The following is an 18,565-nucleotide window of genomic DNA, read 5'->3' on the forward strand; positions in this document are numbered from 1 at the left end:
CCGAACCGGGCCGGGGCGCCCGCACCGCCCCGGCCCACCCCCGAAGGAGCACCCGCATGCACCCACCCGCCCCGTCCCGCAGAGGCTTCCTCCTGGCGACCGCCGGCGCGGGCGCCGCCCTCGGCCTCGCGGCAGCCGGTCCCGCCGCCGCCGGCACCCGCCCGCACCCGCGTCCCTTCGGCCGGTACGGCTCACCGGCCGACCGCCGCACACCCAGGACCCTGTACGTCGACCCGCACGGCCGCGGCGACTTCACCTCCGTCCAGAGCGCCGTCGACGCCGCCGGGGGCGACGGCTGGACCCTCGTCCTCGCCCCGGGCACCTACCGCGAGACGGTCTCCGTCGACGCCGGGCGCACCGGGGCGACCTGGATCGGAGCCTCCGGCGACCCGCGCGACGTCGTCATCGTCTACGACAACGCGGCCGGCACCCCCAAGCCGGACGGTTCCGGCACCTACGGCACCAGCGGTTCGGCCACCACCACCGTGCGCGCCGACGGCTTCACCGCCCGCGCCCTCACCTTCGCCAACGACTGGCTGCGCGCCGACCGGCCCGACTGGACCGGCACCCAGGCGGTCGCGATCAAGGTGATGGGCGACCGCTCCGCCTTCCACGACTGCCGCTTCCTCGGCCACCAGGACACCCTCTACGCCGACAGCCGCGACCTCTCCCTCTTCGCCCGCCAGTACTACGAGCGCTGCTACGTCGAGGGCGACGTCGACTTCGTCTTCGGCCGGGCGACCGCGGTGTACGAGCACTGCCACTTCCGCACCCTGGTCCGCACCGACCTCGACGCCGCCCCGTACGGCTTCGTCTTCGCGCCCTCCACGGCGGGCGCCAACCCGCGCGGCTACCTGGTGACCCGCGGCCGCGTCAGCAGCGAGGCCCCCGACGGCTACTACAAGCTGGCCCGCCCCTGGGTGCCCAGCTCCGACACCACCGCCCGTCCGATGCTCACCGTGCGCGAGACCCACCTCGGCGCGGGCATCGACGCGGTGGCGCCGTACGCCAACATGCGGGACGCCTACCCCTGGCAGGAGCAGCGGTTCCGCGAGTACCGCAACACCGGGCCCGGCGCCGCGGCCACCGTCCCGGACAACCGGCCGCAGCTCACCCGGGCCGAGGCCGCCGCGCACACCCGCGAGGCGTACCTCGGCGACTGGCGGCCCTACGACCGGCAGCCCCACCACGGACGGCACTGAACGGACCGACCGGGCCGTCACGGCCGGTACTTGACCTGCTTGACACGATTTTTGCCAGGTAAAGGGGCGCGGATCCGGCCACGGGTCTCGCGCTCACCCGGGTGACGCGCGTAGAAACCTGTGTCATGCATAAACCACTGCGCATCGCGACCGCCACCGCCGCCTGTGCCGTCGCCGGTGCCGTCCTGTACGCAACGGGCGCCGCCACCGCCGGCCAGTCGACGGCCAACTCCACCCACGAGCCGTACAACATCGGGGTGCTGGCCAAGGACATCGACGCCTACTACGGCACCACCCTCGACGCCGACGGCGTCTACCAGGCCTCCCCGGACAGCCCGTACGCCGCCGACCTGGCCCGCGTCGACGCCGACGCGAAGAAGCAGATCGACCGCGCCGCCCGCACGGCGCACCACAGGCACACCAGGCCCGCGGTCGTCTTCGACATCGACGACACGCTGCTCCTCAGCCTCGACTACGAGAAGAAGAACGACTACGGCTACGACGGCGCCACCTGGGCCGCCTACGTCGACCGGGCCGACCGCCCGGCGGTCCCCGGCAGCCCCGAGCTGGCCCGGTACGCCGACAAGAAGGGCGTCGAGGTCTTCTACAACTCCGGTCTGAGCGAGGCCCAGCGCGCCGCCGCCGTCGAGAACCTGAAGAAGGTCGGCGCCGACGTGAACCTGGACGCCGCCCACATGTTCCTCAAGGACAAGGCGAACCCGCCGTCCTACCTGGCCCACTGCGCCACCCCGGGCAGCTGGACGTGCACCACCGTCCAGTACAAGGCGGGCACCCGCCGGCACATCGAGCGGGACCTCGGGTACGACGTCGTCGCCAACTTCGGCGACCAGTACTCCGACCTCCAGGGCGGCTACGCGGACCGGACGTACAAGCTGCCCAACCCGACGTACTTCGTCGAGTAGCGGGCCGCCCGCTCAGCCGCCCGGGGTGAAGCCGCCCCGGACCGTGTGCCGTCCGGACGCGGCGGTGGCCGTCGCCGAGTAGCGGTCGCCGCCCGCGTCCCGGCCGCCCCGCTCGTGGTTGTACTGCCCGGCGAACACCCACTCGCCGGCCGGCACGGTACGGCCCTCCTTGAGCGTCCACCGGTAGACGAGGAAGCCCGCCCGCTCGCCGACCGTGAACGCGAAGTCGTCCTCCGGCAGCGACCGCCAGGCGCCGGTGGAGGTCACCGAACCCGTCTGCGCCACCCGCAGCTCGACGGTGAGCGCGGTGAGCCGGGCGCTCGTCCCCACGGTGATGTTGCTCTGCGCCCAGAACTCGTTGCTGTGCGGGTCCACCACCGCGCCCGACCACAGCGGGCCCGGCTCGCGCGACGCCGGTGCGGTGGCGGCCGGACGCTGCGCGGGCGCTTCGCCCCGCACCGCCGGGGCGACCGTGTAACCGCTTACCACCAGGACGCCCGCCACGGCTGCCGTCGCCCCGGCCACCCGTACCCAGCCCGGCAGGGGACGGCGGGCCAGCCCGCGGTCACCGGCCGCCATGCCGTGCTCGACCCGGGCCAGGATCCGGGCCCGGTCGGGCTCGTGCGCCCCGGCCGCCTCGTGCAGCCGGGCACGCAACCGCTCGTCCGCCTCCCGCCGCCCGGTCACCGGGTCCCTCCCGCGGTCTCACCGCTGTGCGCGATCGCCGCGCGCACCTGTCCGGGAGCGCGGGGAGCGGTCCGGGTGCCGAGCAGCCGCTGGAGTTCGGCCACCCCCTTCGAGGTCTGGCTCTTGACCGTCCCCACGGAGATGCCCAGGGCGAGCGCCGTGTCCTTCTCGGAGAGGTCGAAGGCGTGCCGCAGCACCACGCACGCCCGTTTGCGGAACGGCAGCCGGCGCAGCGCCTCCCGTACGTCCACCACGCCCGCGACGTCGGGGTTCTCCGTCCGCTCCTCGCGCTGCGACCAGAACAGGGCGACGCGTCTGCGCTCGCGCACGGCGGCCCGGACGCGGGTACGGGCGAGGTTGGCGACGACACCGCGCGCGTACGCCACCGGGTGGTCGGCCGCGCGCACCCGGTCCCAGCGGTGCCACAGGGCCAGCAGGGCGTCCGCCGCGAGGTCGTCTGCGGCGTCCGGCTCACCCGTCAGCAGATGGGCGAGCCGGGCCAGTTCGGCGTAGTGGCGCTCGAAGAAGGCGCGGAACTCCGCGGAGGCGGCGTCGTCGACGACTGTCCCCACGGCGGGCTCTCCTCGCAGCGGCTTCCCGGATGCCGAACACCGTACGGCAGACCGAACCCGAACGACCCCCGCGGGATCAGCCCTTGAGCGCCGCCTCCATCATGGCCTTGGCCACCGGGGCCGCCAGGCCGTTGCCGCTGACCTCGCTGCGGGCCGCGTCGGACTGCTCGACGACGACCGCCACCGCGACCTCCTTGTCCGACGAGTCGGACTTGGCGTAGGAGGTGAACCAGGCGTACGGCGTCTTGCTGTTGTTCTCGCCGTGCTGGGCCGTGCCCGTCTTGCCGCCCACCGTCGCCCCGGCGATCTGCGCGTTGGACCCGGTGCCCTTCTCGACGACGGTCCGCATCGCCGACTGCAATTGCTCGGCGGTGGTGGAACTGACGATCCGCTTCGAGTCCGCGTCGGTGTGGTCCTCCAGGACGTCGCCGCCGCTGTCGGTGACCTGCGACACCATGTGCGGGGAGACCAGCTCGCCGCCGTTGGCGAGGGCCGCGGAGACCATCGCCATCTGCAGCGGGGTTGCCGTCACGTCGAACTGGCCGATGCCCGTCAGGGCGGTGGACGAGCGGTTCATGTCCTTCGGGTAGACGCTGGTGTAGGCCCGTACCGGCACGTCCTGCGTCTCGTCGTTGAAGCCGAACTTCTCGGCCATGGCGCGCAGCTCGTCCTGGCCGAGGTCGACGGCCATCTTGGCGAAGACGTTGTTGCACGAGTACTGCAGCGCGGTGCGGATCGTGGCGTTCTCGCAGGGGGCGTTCGGATTCTCGTTGGTCAGATCGGTCGTGGTGTCCGGCAGGGTGTACGGATCGGGACTGTCGGTCTTCTCGTCCACCGAGCCGTACAGCCCGTTCTCCAGCGCGGCGGCCGCCACGACCAGCTTGAACGTCGAGCCCGGCGGCAGCGGCTGGCGCAGCGCCCGGTTGGTCAGCGGCTTGTCCGGGTCGCCGGTGAGCTTCTCCCAGGCCGCACCGGCGGTGTTGGCGTCGGTCAGCGAGGTCGGGTCGTACGAGGGGGTCGACACGACCGAGAGGATCCTGCCCGTCTTCGGGTCGATCGCGACGGCGGCGCCCTTCGTGTCGCCCAGCGCCTCGAACCCGGCCCGCTGCACGTCCGGGTCGATCGTCGTCACCACGTTGCCCGGCTCGGCCCGGGTGCCGGTGACGGTGTCCATCACCGTCTTCAGCCGCGGATCGGTGCCGTTGAGCACGTCCTGGTAGACGCCCTCCAGCAGGGTCGGCGCGTACGCCTGCGAGGCGTAGCCCGTCACCGCCGCGTACAGCCTGCCGTTCTCGTAGGTGCGTTTGTACGCGAGGTCGCCGCCCTTCGTCGGCGCCGAGCCGGTGACCGACCGGCCGGCCACGATGATGTTCCCGAGCGGCTCCGCGTACGTCTCGATCGCGTTCCGCCGGTTGTCCTTGCCGTCCGCGAGCGCCCGGCCCTCGTAGAACTGCACCCAGGTCGCCCTGACCAGCAGAGCGAACACCAGGAGCAGTGTGAAGACCGAGGCACGCCTGATCGTCTTGTTCATCCCGTTCATCCCGCTGACAGGACGAACGGGCGGGCGGAGGTCGTTCCCGTGTGCCCCGATTTCTCATCTTTCTCATGCTTCTCATCGCCCGTTCATGAAGCCCGCCTCGTAGGCCCGGATCACCGCCTGGGTGCGGTCCCGGGCGCCGGTCTTCGCCAGCACCGACGCCACATGCGTCTTCGCCGTGGCCGGCCCCACCCCCAGCCGCCCGGCGATCTCCGCGTTGGTCAGCCCGGTCGCCATCAGGCGCAGCACCTCGCCCTCGCGTTCGGTGAGCCGCGCCGCCCACGCCGGCGGGGCGGGGTTCGCGCGCGCGTGCTCGGCCGCCAGCGTCCGCACCGCCGCCGGGAACAGCAGCGTGTCGCTGTGCGCCACCAGCCGCACCGCCCCGACGAGGGTGTCGGCGTCGGCGCGCTTGAGCAGGAAGCCGGCGGCACCGGCGCGCAGGGCGTCGTAGACGTAGGAGTCGTTCTCGAAGGTGGTCACGACGACGATCCGGGGCGGCTCGGGGAGCGTGGCGAGGATCTGCTCGGTGGCGCGGAGGCCGTCGACCCCGGGCATGCGGACGTCCATCAGGACCACGTCCGGCCGGACCTCCCGGACGACGGAGACGGCCTCGGCACCGCTGGCGGCCTCACCGGCGACCTCCAGATCCGGTTCGGCGGCAAGGATGGCGCGCATGGCGGTTCGGACCATGCGCTCGTCGTCGGCGAGGACGATCCGGATCGGCGGGTGGGTCACGCGGTTCCCTTCAGCGGCAGTCGGACGTGCAGTCGCCACACCGGACCCGCGGGGCCCGCATCGGCCGCGCCGCCCAGCAGCCGGGCCCGGTCGGCGACGCCGCGCAGGCCGTGGCCGCCGCCGGGGCGCGGGGCGGGGACGGGACCGACGGGGTTCTCGACGGTGATCCGCAGGTGCTGGTCCAGCACCTCGACGCGCAGTGTCACCGCGACCTTCCCACCCGCGTGCCTGAGCGCGTTGCTCAGCCCCTCCTGCACGATGCGGTAGGCCTCGCGGGAGACCGGCGGCGGCAGCGCCCGCGGGTCGGTGGCGACGGCGGCGACGGTGGCGTCCACGCGCAGTCCGCCCGCGCGGGTGCGGCGCAGCAGTCCGTCGAGGTCGGCGGCGAGCGTCGGGGCGGGCGCGCTGTCCCAGGGGTCGCCGGGCGCGTCGCCGTCGCGCAGGACGCCCAGTACGGCGTCGAGTTCGCCGACCGTGCGACGGGTGGTGTCCTCGATGGCGGCGAGCGCCTCGCGGACGAACTCCGGATCGGTGTCCAGGACCCGGCGGGCGGCGCTCGCCTGGAGGGTGACCGCGCTCAGCGCGTGGCCGACGGAGTCGTGCAGCTCCCGCGCGAGCCGGTTGCGGACGGCGAGGTCGGCGGCGCGCGCCTCGGCCGCCGCGACCCGGTCCGCCGCGGACGGGCCGAGCAGGTCCGGCGCCCAGCGGGCCAGCAGCGTGCCGCAGGCGGCGGCGCATCCGGCCAGCGCGACCAGCATGGCGGCGCCCGCGAGCGGCGACAGGACGAGCGCCCAGGCGTGGTGGAGGAAGCCGGGCAGCCCCAGCCGCCCCTCGCGCAGCGCGGGTACGAACGGCAGGACGATCAGCGTGCCCGCGAACGGCGGCACCGCCAGCGACATCCCCGCCACGATCCCGCCGGCCCCCAGGTGCAGCGTGAACCAGGCCGCCGTGCGGCCCTTCTCGCCCCTCGTCCGGGCGGGCCCGTACGCGAGCCGGTCGGCCTCCACACCGCACAGCCACCGCACCACGCCCGATTCCAGGGGGCGGGTCAGCGGGAACAGCGAGGTGACGGCGGCGAGCGGCAGGCCCAGGGCGAACGAAGCGAGCTGGAGGCGGAGCGAACCGAAGACGTTCGCACCCCCGGCGACCGGGCCGACGACGACCGAGCCGACGAGGACGTACGGCATGGCGAGCGCGCCGCCGAGGATCAGGTGGATCCATCTCAGGCGCGCCCGCCGGCCGAACAGCGACCGGGCGAGGGCCGTCACGGCCGGACCCGGGCGGCGGCCGACCGCCCCGCGAGGAGGCGCGCGCCCGAGGCGGCGAGCAGGAGGCCGACGGTCATCTGGGCAGCGTAGGTGAGGATCATCAACTGCGTCGGGCGGTCGGCGGGTTCGTCCGGACCGATCAGCGAGGCGAGGAGCATCCAGCCGCCCCAGCAGGCCACCGCGCCGGAGCAGACCCAGGCCGTGGCGAGCGGCACGGCGACCGGCAGGCCGCGGGCCCGGCGGAAGGCGAGCGCCACGCCGGCGGCGACGGCCAGGACGAGGAAGCCGACGTACAGGCCCTCCAGCACGTGGAAGTCACTCGTGCGGTCCGCCGCCCGGTCCGCACCGAGCCCCGCGGTGGAGCCGCAGGCCCACAGCAGCCGGACCACGAGCGGGAACAGCGCGAGCACGGCGGCCACGGCGGTCGCGGCCCGCGGCGGCGTCCCCCCGGTGACGGCGGCCGGCAGGTCCCGCGTCCGACCGCGCCACAACCACCCCCAGCGGTCCCGCGCGTAGAGCACGAACAGGGCGCCCAGGGCGAGGCCCTGCACGATGAAGCCGCCGTACACGACCCCGAACACCCACTCGTCCAGGAAGGGCTCCCGCCGGGGGGCCGGCGGCTGTGCCGGCCCCGCCGGTGACCGCCCGCGCGAGGAGTTGCAGCGGATACCCCGCCATGATCGGCGCGAGCAGCCCGGTGGCGACCCACACGGGGAACGCCAGTGACCAGGCGGGCACCCGGCGCCCCCAGGGCCGGGTCAGCACCAGCGCGAGCACGATCACGCAGCTGTCCAGCAGGACGGAGACCCCGTTGCCGACGATCAGGGCCACCCGGTGGTCGAGCAGCGAGCTGCCCTCCGGGATGCCGACCCGGCTGCCGCCGATCCAGGCGGCCTTGAGCGCGAGGTACGGCAGACAGGCCACGACGGCGACCGCCCGCAGCAGCCGCCGGGGCCGGGCGGGGCCCGTGGGCGGAGTCGGGGCGGGCGGGGCAGAGGCGGCGGGCGTCGGCGTCATGCGTCCACGCTCCCGCCCGCACGCCCCCGGCACGTCCCTCGCACCGACGATCCGCCTCCGCCGCGCGGCGGAGACGCACCGGCCCGGTGGATCACCGGTGCGGCCGGCGGCTCATTCCGCGAGGTGCAGGACGACCTCGTCGATCTCCGTGCCCCGGGCGGTCGCGAACCCGCGCGCCCGTGCGCTGGTCACGAAGCCGCACTTCTCCAGCACGCGCCGCGAGCCCGTGTTGTCGGCCGCCGCCCGCGCGTACAGCGGACGGTCCCGGACCTCGGCGAGCAGGGCCCGCAGCGCGGCCGTCGCGACCCCCTGCCCCCAGTACGCCCGGTCCACCCAGTACGTCACCTCGCGCTCGCCCGGCTCCCCGTACACCGCCGTGCTGCCGACGACGTCACCGTCGCCGAGGATGGTGCGCACGACGTCGCGGGAGGCCCGGATCTTCGTCCAGTGGGCCGTGAACGCGTCCCAGTCGGCGGGGTCCTTCGGGGTGAAGGCCGCCATGCGCAGGGCCTCCGGATCGTTCATCTGCCGGAAGAAGACGGGCAGATCGCTGTCGTGAACCTCGCGCAGTGCGATGTGCATGGATCAGAGCCTACGCGTCGCCAGTGTCAGCCGGTCCCGCGCGTCGAACAGGGCGTCCTTCACCATCTGTTCGTGCGCGGGCGTCAGCCGCGCCACCGGCACCGAGCAGCTGATCGCGTCCCGCGCGGGGGTGCGGTAGGGGACCGCCACGCCGAAGCAGCGCAGCCCCAGCGTGTTCTCCTCGCGGTCCACGGCGAAGCCCTGCTCCCGCACCAGGCGCAGCTCCTCGATGAGCTTCTCCCGGTCCGTGATGGTGTGCTCGGTCAGCGCGGGGAGGGTCTCCGGGAGCATCTTGCGCACCTGCTCGTCGGTGTACGTGCTCAGCAGCGCCTTGCCCAGCGAGGTCGAGTGCGCGGGCAGCCGGCGGCCGACCCGGGTGAACGGCCGCAGGTAGTGCTGGGACTGGCGGGTGGCCAGGTACACCACGTTCGTGCCGTCCAGGCGGGCGAGGTGGATGGTCTCCGTCGTGTCGTCGGAGAGCCGGTCCAGCGTCGGCCGCGCCGCCGCCACCACCTCGTCGCCGTCGATGTACGAGGTGCCGACCAGCAGCGCCCGTACGCCGATGCCGTACCGCGTGCCCGTGGCGTCCGTCTCCACCCAGCCCAGCTCCACCAGCGTGCGCAGCAGCATGTAGAGACTGGACTTCGGATACCCCACGGCCTCCTGGACCGACGCGAGGGAGTGCATACCGGGGCGCCCGGCGAAGTACTCGAGCAGCTCAACCGTCCGCACCGCGGACTTGACCTGCGCTCCGCCCCCCGTCTCGACAGCCGACATCGACCTTGACCCCTTCGTTCGACGAGAAGCTGAAGATATAGTCTCGAACAGCGTATTCATCAGTAGAGACAGCGTTCAGTATATCGAACAACTTCTGTGCAGAGCACGTGGAGGGACCCGCGGTGGCAGCAGCACCAGTCTGGAGTGTCGACCCCCGTACCGGGAAGCAGCGTGAACAGGTCGCCGTGGAAGCCACGGCCCAGGAGGTGGACGCCGCCGTCCGCGCCGCGCACGCCGCCCGGGACGCCCTCGCCGACCGCGCCGTCCGCGCGGCCTTCCTGCGGAGCGCCGCCGACGAGCTGAAGGCGGCCGAGAGCACCCTCGTCGAGGTGGCCGACGCGGAGACCGCCCTCGGCCCGGTCCGGCTCACCGGCGAACTCGCCCGCACCTGCTACCAGCTGCGGGCCTTCGCCGACATCGTCGACGAGGGCGAGTACCTCGGCGTGGTCGTCAACCACCCCGACGACACGGCCACCCCGCCCATCCCCGACCTGCGCCGCTACAAGGTGCCGCTCGGCGTCGTCGCCGTCTACTCCGCCTCCAACTTCCCCTTCGCCTTCTCCGTCCCCGGCGGCGACACCGCGAGCGCGCTCGCGGCCGGCTGCCCGGTCGTCGTCAAGGCGCACCCCGACCACCCGGCCCTGTCCGAGCTGGTCGCCAAGGTGCTGCGCCGGGCCGCGGCCCGGCACGACGTCCCGGACGGGGTCCTCGGCCTGGTGCACGGCTTCGAGGCGGGCGTCGAGCTGATCAAGCACCCGCTGGTCGCCGCGGCGGGCTTCACGGGGTCGGTGCGCGGTGGCCGCGCGCTCTTCGACGCGGCGGCGGCGCGTCCGGTGCCGATCCCGTTCCACGGCGAGCTGGGCTCGCTGAACCCGGTCGTCGTCACGGAGGCGGCGGCCGTGGAGCGGGCGGAGGCGATCGGCGCGGGCCTGGCGGGCTCCATGACGCTGGGCGTCGGGCAGTTCTGCGTGAAGCCCGGTCTGGTGCTCGTGCCGGCCGGCGACGCCGGTGACGGCCTGGTCAAGTCGCTCACCGACAAGGTCAGCGCCACCGACGCCGGTGTGCTCCTCGACCACCGCATGCGGGACAACTTCGTCGCCGGCGTCGCCGAGCGCGCCGCGCTGTCCGACGTGGACTCCCCGGTGACGCCGGGCTCGGGCGGCGAGCACACCGTCAGCGCCGGGTTCCTCACGGTGCCGGCGGCGCGGCTGGCGGCGGAGGGCGAGCACGACCTGCTCCTGGAGGAGTGCTTCGGGCCAGTCACCGTGGTGGCCCGCTATCAGGACGAGGGTGAGGTCCGGGGGGTGCTGTCGCGTCTGCCGGGGAACCTGACGGCGACCGTGCAGCTCTCTGCCGAGGAAGTGGCGGGAGAGGGTGCCGGGGCGGCTCTCCTCGCGGAGGTGACGCCGTTGGCGGGGCGGGTGCTGGTCAACGGCTGGCCCACGGGTGTTGCCGTGGCGGCGGCTCAGCAGCACGGGGGGCCCTACCCGGCGACCACTTCGACGTCCACGTCGGTGGGGGGTACGGCCATCGAGCGGTGGCTGCGGCCGGTGGCTTATCAGGGGGTGCCGGAGGCGTTGCTGCCGGTGGAGTTGCGGGACGACAATCCGCTGGGGCTGCCTCGGCGGTTCAACGGGGTGCTGGAGCGGTAACGCCGTGGGGCGCGGGGTCGTGTGCGGTCCGACGCGCCGTCGTGGCTTGTCGCGCCCGCGCGGCGGAGCCGCAAATCGACACCGCCCCGCGCCCCTTCAGGGCGTTCCCCTGAGCCTGGGATGATCAGTCAATGAATCTCGAAGTCGCCGAACTGCCCTTCACCCTCCGCCCCTATGGGCCCGACGGCCGTTGGTCCTACGCCGACGGTGTGCTCACCGGTGTCGCCGGGCCCCGGCAGGACCGGTTCGTGCCGCCGACCGGGGAGTCGTTGGAGTCCGTGTCCGACGCGCCCCGGTTGCTGGGGGCGCCCGACGGGGACTTTCAGCTGATCGCGCGGGTCTCCGTCGGGTTCCGGGGCGCCTTCGACGCCGGGGTGCTCTACGTGCACGTGGGGGAGCGGGCCTGGGCCAAGCTGTGCCTGGAGTACTCCCCGGACCTGCCCACCGTCTGCACGGTGGTCACCCGGGGGCACTCCGACGACTGCAACTCCTTCACCGTGGAGGGCGACTCCGTCTGGTTCCGGGTCAGCCGGAAGGGACGGGCCTTCGCCTTCCACGCCTCCCTCGACGGGGAGCGCTGGACCTTCGTACGGCTCTTCACACTGGGCGACGAGGAGGAGACCGGCTCCGCCCTGGTCGGCTTCCTGGCGCAGGCGCCGACGGGGGAGGGTTGCACCGTGACGTACGACCACCTGGAGTTCCGGCCGGCCTGGCCGGAGGATCTGCGGGACGGCAGCTGAGCGCGGGGCGGGAATGCGAACGGCTGCTTGAACGTTCACGTACGCGGCGGAGAGGGCCTCCGCCGCCGTACGACCTGGAGAAGAGCCGAGACATGCGCGTCGAGATCTGGAGCGACATCGCCTGCCCCTGGTGCTACGTGGGCAAGGCCCGCTTCGAGAAGGCGCTCGCGGCCTTCCCGCACCGGGACGGCGTCGAGGTGGTCCACCGTTCGTTCGAACTGGACCCCGGGCGGGCCAAGGGCGACGTGCAGCCGGTGCTGACCATGCTCACCGCCAAGTACGGCATGAGCGAGGCGCAGGCGCAGGCCGGTGAGGACAACCTCGGGGCGCAGGCCGCCGCCGAGGGCCTGGACTACCGCACCCGGGACCGCGACCACGGCAGCACCTTCGACCTGCACCGCCTGCTGCACCTGGCCAAGGAGCGGGGACGGCACGAGGCGCTCCTCGACGCCTTCTACCGGGGCAACTTCGCCGAAGAGCGCTCCGTGTTCAACGACGACGAGCGACTCGTGGAGCTGGCCGCCGGCGCCGGGCTGGACGCCGAGGAGGTCCGCGCGGTGCTCGCCGACCCCGCCGCCTACGCCGACGAGGTGCGCGCCGACGAGCGCGAGGCCGCCCAGCTCGGCGCCACCGGGGTGCCGTTCTTCGTGCTCGACCGGGCCTACGGAGTCTCGGGAGCCCAGCCCGCCGAGGTCTTCGCCCAGGCGCTGACCCAGGCGTGGGGCGAGCGCACGCCGCTGAAGCTGATCGACGACGGCGGCGCCGAGGCCTGCGGCCCGGACGGGTGCGCGGTCCCCGGCAACTGAAGCGGCAGGTCGGGACGGACTCATAAGCGTCCCTTGGAGGTATCGCGTAGAAATACGCAATGGACGGGGAGGTCACGGGGCCGCACAGTGGTGCCATGGAGAGCTTCGAGAACCTCGTCCGCACCGAGTTCGCCCCGAAGACCACGTATCTGAACACCGCCAGCACCGGCCTGCTCCCCGCCCGGACCCTCGCGGCCATGCGCGACGCGGCGGCCTCAGCGGCGGAGGGGCAGCCGCTCGACATGTTCGCCGACGTCGAGGCGTCCCGGGCCGCGTACGCCCGCCTCGTGGGGGTGCCCGCCACCCGGGTCGCGACCGGCGCGTCCGTGGCCACGTTCAGCGGGCTCGTCGCCGCGTCGCTGCCCCCGGGAGCCGAAGTGCTCACCGCTGAGGCCGACTTCAGCTCCCTGGTGAACCCGCTGTACACGCGCGGCGACCTGAAGGTGCGCAGTGTGCCGCTGGAACGGCTGGCCGAGTCGGTGGGACCGGACACCGCGCTCGTCGCGGTCAGTTCCGTGCAGTCCGCCGACGGGCGGCTCGCCGACCTCGCCGCGCTGCGGGACGCCGCCCGGGCGCACGGGGCGCGGACGCTGATCGACGCCTCGCAGTCGAACGGGTGGCTGCCGCTGGCCGCCGGCGACTTCGACTTCGTGGCCGCCGTCGCCTACAAGTGGGTCCTGTGCCCGCGCGGCGTCGCCTTCCTCGTCGTACCGGAGGATCTGGGGGCGGCGGCCGGGCTGACACCGCTGTTCGCCGGGTGGGCGTCCGGTGAGCACCCCTGGGACAGCTGCTACGGCCCCGTCGAGGAACTCGCGCACTCCGCCCGGCGGTTCGACGAGAGCCCCGCCCTGTTCTCCTACACCGGCGCCCGGCACTCCCTGGCCCTGATCGAGGAACTGGGCGTCGACGCGGTGCACGCCCACGACACCGGGCTCGCCGACCGGTTCCGTGCCGGGGTGCGCTCGCTGGGCCACCAGCCGGTGGACGCGCCGGGCTCCGCGATCGTGTCCGTGCCGGGGCTCGGACACCGGCAGGGCGAGCTGGGCGAGGCCGGCGTCCAGGTCTCGGACCGGGCGGGCAATCTGCGGGCCGCCTTCCACGTGTACAACACCGCGGCCGACGTGGACCGGCTGCTCGACGTGCTGGCGGGCTGACCCGGCGGGGGCGGGAGGAGAATACCGGGCAGGGGCCTCCCGTCCCACACGAGGAGGCCCCTGCCCGAGTCTCAGACGCGAGTCACTTCACCGGGGTGAAGTCCCGCGCGCCGATGAACTCCGGCCGCCGGATCGGAGCCGCGAACGGCTCGACCGCCGTGTTCTCCACGCTGTTGAACACGATGAACACGTTGCTGCGCGGGAACGGCGTGATGTTGTCGCCCGACCCGTGCATGCAGTTGCAGTCGAACCAGGTCGCCGAACCGGCCTTGCCGGTGAACAGCTTGATGCCGTACTCCGAGGCCATCTTCGTCAGGCCCTCGTCGGACGGCGTCCCCGCGTCCTGCATCTGCAGGGACTTCTTGTAGTTGTCCTTCGGCGTGGCCCCCGCGCACCCGAGGAACGTCTTGTGCGACCCCGGCATGATCATCAGACCGCCGTTGGTGTCGTAGTTCTCGGTGAGCGCGATCGAGACCGAGATCGTGCGCATGTTGGGCAGGCCGTCCTCGGCGTGCCAGGTCTCGAAGTCCGAGTGCCAGTAGAAACCGCTGGCCCCGAAGCCCGGCTTGACGTTGATCCGAGACTGGTGGACGTACACGTCCGAGCCGAGGATCTGCCGCGCCCGTCCGACCACGCGCTCGTCGCGCACCAGCTTGGCGAAGACCTCACTGATCTTGTGCACCTCGAAGACCGACCGGATCTCCTTGGACTGCGGCTCGACGATCGAGCGCTCGTCCGCGCGGATGGCCGGGTCGGTGGTGAGGCGCTCCAGCTCGCGCTGGTACTCGCCGACCTCGTCCGGGGTGATCAGCTGGTCGATGGCGAGGAAGCCGTCGCGGTCCAGCGCCTGGAGGTCGCCCGCCGAGACGGGGCCGGGCGCGTCCGGGGAGCCCCAGACGACCGGGTCCTGCCGAGGGGTAGCCACTTCGGTGGCGCCGCGGGTGGGATAGAGATCGGTGACGTTCGTGGTCGTGGTGGTCACGGTGACTCACACCTCCTCGGTGAGCAGCGGGTAGACGCCGTTCTCGTCGTGATCCTCCCGTCCGGTGACGGGCGGGTTGAAGACACAGATGCAGTGGAAGTCCTCCTTGACCTTGAGCGTGTGCCGCTCGTGGCCGTCGAGGAGATACATCGTGCCCGGCGTGATGTGGTACGTCTTCCCCGTCTCGCGGTCGGTCAACTCGGCGTCGCCCTTGGTGCAGACGACGGCCTCGATGTGGTTGGCGTACCACATCGACGTCTCCGTACCCGCGTACAGGATCGTCTCGTGGACGGAGAAGCCGACCTTCTCCTTGGCGAGGACGATCCGGGTGCTTTCCCAGGTGCCGGACGCGCTCTTCACGTGCCGGTCGGTGCCTTCGAACTCCTTGAACGATCGGACGATCACGGTGTTGCGATGCCTCCTAGGTGAGGGTGTGCAATGGTCCCCGGCGCCTTCGGCCGCGCGGGCCGAAGGCGCCGGAAGTACGGGTGGGGCCGTGCGGGTCAGGCCGTTTCGCGCACGGCCCGGGCCAGGGTCTTCATGCCCTCGTCCAGCTCGTCGGGCGTGATGGTGAGCGCCGGCAGCAGCTTGACGACCTCGCTCTCGGGGCCGGAGGTCTCGATTAGCAGCCCCAGCTCGAAGGCGCGCTTGGCGACCCGGCCCGCGCGGTCCTTGTCGTGGAACTCCAGGCCCCAGACCAGGCCGCGGCCGCGGTACTCCTTGACGTCGGCGAGGTTCTCCTCGGTGATGGCGATCATGTGCTGCTCGACCTGCTCGCCGCGCTTGCGGGTCTGCTTCTCCATCGCCGACCCGTCGGCCCAGTACGCCTCCAGGGTGGCGGTCGCCGTGACGAAGGCCGGGTTGTTGCCGCGGAAGGTGCCGTTGTGCTCGCCCGGCTCCCAGACGTCCAGCTCCGGCTTGAACAGGGTCAGCGCCATCGGCATGCCGTAGCCGCTGATGGACTTGGAGACGGTGACGATGTCCGGCGTGATGCCCGCCTCCTCGAAGGAGAAGAAGGCGCCGGTACGGCCGCAGCCCATCTGGATGTCGTCGACGATGAGCAGCATGTCCTGGCGCTCGCACAGGTCGGCCAGGGCACGCAGCCACTCGGCCCGGGCGACGTTGATGCCGCCCTCGCCCTGCACCGTCTCGACGATCACGGCGGCCGGCTTGTTCAGGCCGGAGCCCTGGTCCTCGAGCAGCCGCTCGAACCAGATGAAGTCCTCGACGGTGCCGTCGAAGTAGTTGTCGAACGGCATGGGCGTGCCGTGCACCAGCGGGATGCCGGCGCCGGCCCGCTTGAAGGCGTTGCCGGTCACCGCGAGGGAGCCCAGCGACATGCCGTGGAAGGCGTTGGTGAAGGACACGATCGACTCGCGCCCCTTCACCTTGCGCGCCAGCTTGAGCGCGGACTCGACGGCGTTGGTGCCCGTCGGGCCCGGGAACATGACCTTGTACGGCAGGTCGCGGGGCCGCAGGATGGTGTTCTGGAACGTCTCCAGGAAGCGGCGCTTGGCGGTCGTCGACATGTCGAGCCCGTGCGTGACGCCGTCCCGCTCCAGGTAGTCGATCAGCGCGCGTTTCAGGACCGCGTTGTTGTGCCCGTAGTTGAGCGAGCCCGCTCCGGCGAAGAAGTCGAGGTACTCGTGGCCGTCCTCGTCGTACATGCGGCTGCCGACCGCACGGTCGAAGACGGTGGGCCAGCCGCGGCAGTAGCTGCGCACCTCGGACTCGACGGTCTCGAAGACGCTGAGGTCGGGCTGGGTGATGGTCACGACGAATCGCTCCTCGTGGGGTGAGGGTGGGAGAGGAAGGTCGTACGGGTCCGGTGGGACCTGTCGTGGTCCCGGCCGGGAAGTCTGGGGGCCGGACCGGTCGGGGGTGCCCCGACGGCTCGGCGAGGGGTCAGCCGCCGGCGGACAGGGGGCCGATGCGGTACAGGACCTCGGGCTCGTGGGGCCCGTCGGGGAACACCGCCGTGTCGAACAGGACTTCGCGCTCAAGCCGGGCGCCGCGGCGCTCGGCGAACGAGGTGAACAGTCGTTGGGACGCCGTGTTGTCGGGAGAGATCGTTGTCTCCAGGATGGTGATCCCGCGTTCGCGGGCCACCCGGTCCGCCAGTCCGTCGACCAGCGTTGCCGCGAGCCCACGACCACGGTACGTCCCGTCCACCGCCACCTGCCACACGAGCAGGGTGTCGGGACTGTCCGGCCGTACGTATCCGGTGATGAAGCCGACCGGCACGCCGTGCCCGTCGCGGACGACGGCCGAGGTGGAGGCGAAGTCCCGGCACCAGAGCAGGTAGCTGTACGAGGAGTTCAGGTCGAGGACCTCGGAATCCCTCGCTATCCGCCACAGGGCGGCGCCGTCGGCCACTCTCGGACGATCGATTTGCAGGTCTGCTTGCGCGGCAGTCATGCAAATTGAATTTACCCAGCGAAATTCGAAATTGCATCGCCGGATGGGGTTACGAATGGGCGCCTCGTGTGTTATCACGCGGGCGCGTGCTTCCGCGCGAGGCGGCGGCGTTATGAGGGGGTTTGACGGGGGCGCAAGCCGCAAATCGGGCAGCATGTGGATCGGGTCACAATCGCGTAACCCGTGCGAGACGTGTCCGAAATGTGAAGATCGTTAGTCGTGAAATCTTTGTGTTTAGGTCCGAAGAAAGCGGGCAGAAGAATACGGGAAGCTGCGCTGAGTAGAATTCTTAAATTCTGCTTGTGCGAGTATCCGGAATTCCCTCCGATTCATCCTTCCAAAAGGCCGGGTCCGGTCGGCCGCTCCCACGCCTCCTCGGCGGCCCGCCGGGCGGCCTCCGGGTCGGCCTTCACGCCCCGCTCGGCCAGCGCGGCACCCAGTGCCGCCAGGCAGCCCTGCACGGCCCCGCGCGTCGCGTCCGGACCGTAGTGGTTGACCCGGATCATCTCGCCCGCCAGCGCGCCGCCGCCCGCCGCCAGCGGCAGCGCCGGGTCGGACTCCAGGGCACGGGCCACCAGCGCGGACGCGTCGACGTCCGACGGCGTGCGCAGGGTCGTCGCCACCGGCGCCGCGTCCCTCGCCTCGTACACGTACGGCTCCAGGCCGCCCAGCGCGAGCGCGCCGGCCCGGGTGGCCGCCGCCGCGGACGCGTGCCGCGCCATCACCGTGCCGGGGCCCTCCGCCTCGATGCGCTCGACGCAGGCCTCCAGCGCGAGCATCTCCAACTGCGCCGGCGCGTGCAGCAGCGCCTTGCGCCCGCCGTCGATCCAGCGCTCCTTCCAGTCGAGGAGCGACAGGTACGACCGCCGCGGGGCGTTCGGGTTCGCCGCCATGCGGGCCCAGGCCCGCTCGCTCACCGACACCGCCGAGACGCCCGCCGGGCCGCCCATCGCCTTCTGCGCGCCGATGACGCACAGGTCCACGCCCCAGGCGTCCGGCAGCACCGGCTCCGCGCCCACCGAGGCCACGGCGTCCAGGTAGAACAGCGCGCCGCGCGCCCGGACCACCTCGCCGATCTCCGCGACCGGGTTGGTGTTGCCGGTCGCCGCCTCGGCGTGCACCAGGGACACGAAGTCGATCTCCGGGTGCTCGGCCAGGGCCCGGCCGACCTGCTCGGCGGAGACGGCCGTGTGGAACGGCACGGCGAGGTCGTGCACGGTCGCGCCGCAGTCCCGCAGCCAGTTCCCGAAGGTCTGCCCGTACGGTCCCGTGACGACGTTCAGCGCGACGGTGCCGGGCCCCGCGGCGGCGCGGATGGCACCCTCCAGCGGCAGCAGCGCCTCGCCCTGCATGACCACCACGTCCTGGCCGGTACCGAGCAGGCGCGCGACCCGGTCCTCGATCGCGGCGAAACGTCCGGCGCTCAGCGGGGGGAGGTCCAGGAAGGGATGGGTCACGGCGGTGCTCTCTTCGGTGACGGCGGGTGTGCGGCGCGGGTACGCGGCGTACGGAG

General features: G+C 72.5%; 18 protein-coding genes and 1 pseudogene. 6 read left to right on the forward strand and 13 right to left on the reverse strand.

The genetic code is table 11. The features are described 5' to 3' along the window. Positions 1-56 precede the first annotated feature (56 nt). The gene (locus Sru02f_RS09595; RefSeq protein WP_109032003.1) at positions 57-1,202 is read left to right on the forward strand and encodes a pectinesterase family protein; all 1,146 of its coding nucleotides are present in this window, start codon (positions 57-59) and stop codon (positions 1,200-1,202) included. A gap of 125 nt (positions 1,203-1,327) precedes the next feature. Next, entirely contained in the window at positions 1,328-2,125 is a 798-nt protein-coding gene (locus Sru02f_RS09600; RefSeq protein WP_109032004.1) for an HAD family acid phosphatase, read from the forward strand. A 12-nt stretch (positions 2,126-2,137) separates the two neighbouring features. Here Sru02f_RS09600 and Sru02f_RS09605 read toward each other — a convergent pair whose 3' ends face one another. The 8 genes and pseudogenes from Sru02f_RS09605 to Sru02f_RS09640 all read right to left on the reverse strand — a co-directional run bounded on the left by Sru02f_RS09605 (position 2,138) and on the right by Sru02f_RS09640 (position 9,300). Continuing rightward, the gene (locus Sru02f_RS09605) at positions 2,138-2,812 is read right to left on the reverse strand and encodes a hypothetical protein (RefSeq protein ID WP_373103431.1); all 675 of its coding nucleotides are present in this window, start codon (positions 2,810-2,812) and stop codon (positions 2,138-2,140) included. Then, entirely contained in the window at positions 2,809-3,384 is a 576-nt protein-coding gene (locus tag Sru02f_RS09610; protein ID WP_109032006.1) for a SigE family RNA polymerase sigma factor, read from the reverse strand. The genes Sru02f_RS09605 and Sru02f_RS09610 overlap by 4 nt, the downstream gene beginning before the upstream one ends. A gap of 76 nt (positions 3,385-3,460) precedes the next feature. Then, positions 3,461-4,915 (reverse strand): peptidoglycan D,D-transpeptidase FtsI family protein, encoded by a 1,455-nt coding sequence (locus Sru02f_RS09615; RefSeq protein ID WP_109032007.1) that lies wholly within the window; start codon positions 4,913-4,915, stop codon positions 3,461-3,463. An 81-nt stretch (positions 4,916-4,996) separates the two neighbouring features. Next, a complete protein-coding gene (locus Sru02f_RS09620; protein ID WP_109032008.1) occupies positions 4,997-5,656 on the reverse strand; it encodes a response regulator transcription factor in 660 nt (219 codons plus the stop codon). Then, positions 5,653-6,924 carry a sensor histidine kinase gene (locus tag Sru02f_RS09625; RefSeq protein WP_109032009.1) on the reverse strand — a complete coding sequence of 424 codons (1,272 nt, stop codon included), beginning with the start codon at positions 6,922-6,924 and terminating at the stop codon, positions 5,653-5,655. The genes Sru02f_RS09620 and Sru02f_RS09625 overlap by 4 nt, the downstream gene beginning before the upstream one ends. After that, positions 6,921-7,941, reverse strand: a pseudogene (locus Sru02f_RS09630) (hypothetical protein). The gene Sru02f_RS09625 and the pseudogene Sru02f_RS09630 overlap by 4 nt, the downstream one beginning before the upstream one ends. A gap of 111 nt (positions 7,942-8,052) precedes the next feature. Further along, positions 8,053-8,523, reverse strand: a complete 471-nt coding sequence (locus Sru02f_RS09635) for a GNAT family N-acetyltransferase (RefSeq protein ID WP_109032010.1) — start codon at positions 8,521-8,523, stop codon at positions 8,053-8,055. Between the two features lie 3 nt (positions 8,524-8,526). Then, on the reverse strand, positions 8,527-9,300 hold the full coding sequence (locus Sru02f_RS09640) for an IclR family transcriptional regulator (protein WP_003976948.1): 774 nt from the start codon (positions 9,298-9,300) through the stop codon (positions 8,527-8,529). Positions 9,301-9,422: 122 nt separating this feature from the next. On the opposite strand from Sru02f_RS09640, the gene Sru02f_RS09645 reads away from it, so the two are divergent. The 4 genes from Sru02f_RS09645 to Sru02f_RS09660 all read left to right on the forward strand — a co-directional run bounded on the left by Sru02f_RS09645 (position 9,423) and on the right by Sru02f_RS09660 (position 13,652). After that, positions 9,423-10,952 carry an aldehyde dehydrogenase (NADP(+)) gene (locus Sru02f_RS09645; RefSeq protein ID WP_109032011.1) on the forward strand — a complete coding sequence of 510 codons (1,530 nt, stop codon included), beginning with the start codon at positions 9,423-9,425 and terminating at the stop codon, positions 10,950-10,952. Positions 10,953-11,083: 131 nt separating this feature from the next. Next, positions 11,084-11,692, forward strand: a complete 609-nt coding sequence (locus Sru02f_RS09650) for a DUF1349 domain-containing protein (protein ID WP_109032012.1) — start codon at positions 11,084-11,086, stop codon at positions 11,690-11,692. A gap of 92 nt (positions 11,693-11,784) precedes the next feature. Further along, positions 11,785-12,498, forward strand: coding sequence for a DsbA family oxidoreductase (locus Sru02f_RS09655; protein WP_109032013.1), 714 nt, complete (start codon positions 11,785-11,787; stop codon positions 12,496-12,498). A 59-nt stretch (positions 12,499-12,557) separates the two neighbouring features. Further along, positions 12,558-13,652 (forward strand): aminotransferase class V-fold PLP-dependent enzyme, encoded by a 1,095-nt coding sequence (locus tag Sru02f_RS09660; protein ID WP_109032014.1) that lies wholly within the window; start codon positions 12,558-12,560, stop codon positions 13,650-13,652. An 82-nt stretch (positions 13,653-13,734) separates the two neighbouring features. Here the strand turns inward: Sru02f_RS09660 and thpD are convergent, their stop codons facing one another. The 5 genes from thpD to Sru02f_RS09685 form a co-directional block, all read right to left on the reverse strand. Further along, positions 13,735-14,634 carry an ectoine hydroxylase gene (gene thpD / locus Sru02f_RS09665; protein ID WP_003976953.1) on the reverse strand — a complete coding sequence of 300 codons (900 nt, stop codon included), beginning with the start codon at positions 14,632-14,634 and terminating at the stop codon, positions 13,735-13,737. Positions 14,635-14,640: 6 nt separating this feature from the next. After that, positions 14,641-15,039 (reverse strand): ectoine synthase, encoded by a 399-nt coding sequence (locus Sru02f_RS09670; RefSeq protein WP_003976954.1) that lies wholly within the window; start codon positions 15,037-15,039, stop codon positions 14,641-14,643. 98 nt (positions 15,040-15,137) lie between these two features. Continuing rightward, entirely contained in the window at positions 15,138-16,409 is a 1,272-nt protein-coding gene (gene ectB / locus Sru02f_RS09675; protein ID WP_003976955.1) for a diaminobutyrate--2-oxoglutarate transaminase, read from the reverse strand. A 130-nt stretch (positions 16,410-16,539) separates the two neighbouring features. Beyond that, on the reverse strand, positions 16,540-17,052 hold the full coding sequence (gene ectA / locus Sru02f_RS09680) for a diaminobutyrate acetyltransferase (RefSeq protein ID WP_109032015.1): 513 nt from the start codon (positions 17,050-17,052) through the stop codon (positions 16,540-16,542). Between the two features lie 329 nt (positions 17,053-17,381). Beyond that, positions 17,382-18,509: a pyridoxal-phosphate-dependent aminotransferase family protein gene (locus Sru02f_RS09685; protein ID WP_109032016.1), complete on the reverse strand. Its 1,128-nt coding sequence runs from the start codon at positions 18,507-18,509 to the stop codon at positions 17,382-17,384. Positions 18,510-18,565 lie beyond the last annotated feature (56 nt).

This window comes from Streptomyces rubrogriseus, from assembly GCF_027947575.1.
Lineage (GTDB): Bacteria > Actinomycetota > Actinomycetes > Streptomycetales > Streptomycetaceae > Streptomyces > Streptomyces rubrogriseus.